The following is a 2141-nucleotide window of genomic DNA, read 5'->3' as shown; positions in this document are numbered from 1 at the left end:
CGCTCTTGATGGGAATCGAACCGCTGCGCAGAGAAACTGCTGTAAATCAGAGACATAAGCCGCGCATGTTTCATGATCTACTCACTCCTCCTGCCGTTCATGTAAGTAGCTGCTCCAGATCAGCTCTCTGCGCGGCATGCTTTTCAGGATTTTCCGCAATGAGCTTGCGCAGGTTCACGAGTTTCCATTGGACCGCCGGGAGTGCGGCTGCTTGCGGCAAGCCGATAGCATCAAAATCCGGCGCCCCATCATGAAGGCTCAGCAGAAACTTTTGCGTATTCTTATCGGCAAGGCGGGCGCGGATATCCGCGATGAGCCGGTCTCTTGTCCTCGCGAGCTCGTCGATTGTGACTGAAATGGTTGTCATCCCGACAAACTCCAAGGCGTAGGGTTCGTCCAGACGACTACGGCTCGGTGAGAGCAGTTCGTGCGCCGGACGCGGCGAACTGGCGACGTAAACGAGAAACGTATGGAACAGCGCGTTGGTGAGCCCCTCATGATCGTAGAGGAACTTGACGTCAAAGAGATCGCGTGGGTGCTGGCGATCCACGGCCGCATGGAGCTTGCCGCCAAACAGATCTTCGAACGATACGACCTGGATAGACGCATACCCGAATTCATCTTCGACTGCGGGCGAGACATCCCGTAGCTCGGGGTCGTGGACGACTCCACGTGTGACGGGCGAAGTTTCGATCTTGACTTCGGCGTTACCGAGCCGGGCGCGGATGCGGGTGGCGCCCCCGCCGCCGCCAGCGATGCGGCGGGCGTCAAGCCCCGCAATGCCGCCATTGGCGGCGGCTGTGATGCGGTCCAGCGCTTCGTCGATCTCAGCCAGACTCTCGGCCCGGTCCCGAACCGGCAAATAGGTCAGGTCGATATCGACCGAGAGCCGAGGCATGTCGCGATAGAACAGATTAATTGCAGTTCCGCCCTTCAGCGCGAAAACCTTCTCAACTGCGATAAAGGGGAGGAGCCGCACCAACAGCGCGACCTGGGCGGCATAGGGTTCACGGGCCATCAGCAGCTCCTGTTGAAGTATCGACAAACTCCGAAGGAACCACAATGCGATAGCGGGGGTGGATCCTGCCGCCCTTTACCAGAGCACGATCGCCAGCTCCAAGCTTGAAATCATCGGGATTGAGGCGTTCGCGCCAGGAATGTTTGTGCCGGTCTGCGAACACGAAGAACAGGCGCTTAACCTTGATCTTCCGGCAGCTCTCCAGCAGGGCCGCCATGCGACGCGGACTGAGTGTCACCAGCCCCTCAAATATCATGTCGAGATTGTGGAAGCTCTCGTGAGCGGGCAGTTCGTCAATGGCTTCGAGTATGGCGCGCTCGGGTGACGACATGCGAAGCGCCCAACCCCACGACGTCGTAAGATAGTTGGCAGATTTGTTCTCGATGAGGCCTAAATCGGGGTCAGCGAACAGAGACGTACCGCGGGTCATCAGGAGGGCGTCAAGTTTCAAGCGCGGGAGCCATGAAGGGATATCATCGCCATAGAGCCACACAGGCGCGGGAGCTCCCAAAGGTAGGTAATGGCGATACCCCTGCTCGCCGAGGGCGGTGATGCCCCCGGCATGGATCTTGTAGCTCATGATGTGTTGGAGCGAGAGTAGGCAGGTCCGCCAGTCGAGTGGCGCTGGCTGCGGCGCCGGGCGACGGAAGACGCCGCGGTCGAGGCGCTCCAGCCAACCGCTCGCAACATACTTTCGCGTGAGGAAGCGGCTGATGCCTTGATTGTCTAGCCAACGCGCGTCCGCCACAAAGCCCGCTGGGACTGCTTGCAAGACATTCTTTAGCCTGATTTCCTTTGGTGTACTCATGGTACACAAGATAACATAAGTTCGAAGAGGTGCACCAGGACTCTTTGCAAATTCTGTGAGACGAGTACCGTGAGGGCACCAACACAAGATTTTTCAAAGAGAACCGATGTGGGTCCGAGACCCAGCTTATTATTTTAAGCGCAAGGGCTGGCCGCAACGCCACCTTATAAAGATCAAACCCACCGAAAAATGAGATTGGTAATGATGTGAAAGGATGCGTGCCGTCGACTGCGCCTTATTTTCTCTAACGTGTTGGAATATCGCCACATTTAATCAGTCGCGGCGGCCTATGTGCGGTAATCGGATTTATGGAAC

General features: G+C 57.4%; 2 protein-coding genes. Both read right to left on the bottom strand.

The annotated features are described in order from the left end of the window. Positions 1-97 precede the first annotated feature (97 nt). Positions 98-1018, bottom strand: a complete 921-nt coding sequence (locus AC13RC_RS34055; RefSeq protein WP_488559790.1) for a nucleotidyl transferase AbiEii/AbiGii toxin family protein — start codon at positions 1016-1018, stop codon at positions 98-100. Beyond that, complete coding sequence (locus AC13RC_RS34050) at positions 1008-1826, bottom strand: type IV toxin-antitoxin system AbiEi family antitoxin (protein ID WP_162759650.1); 819 nt, start codon at positions 1824-1826, stop codon at positions 1008-1010. Before AC13RC_RS34050 ends, AC13RC_RS34055 begins: the two co-directional genes overlap by 11 nt. Between the last annotated feature and the right edge of the window lie 315 nt (positions 1827-2141).

It is taken from the genome of Martinezella sp. CNPSo 3890, assembly GCF_057784455.1.
This window is presented reverse-complemented; position numbering and strand designations above follow the sequence as displayed.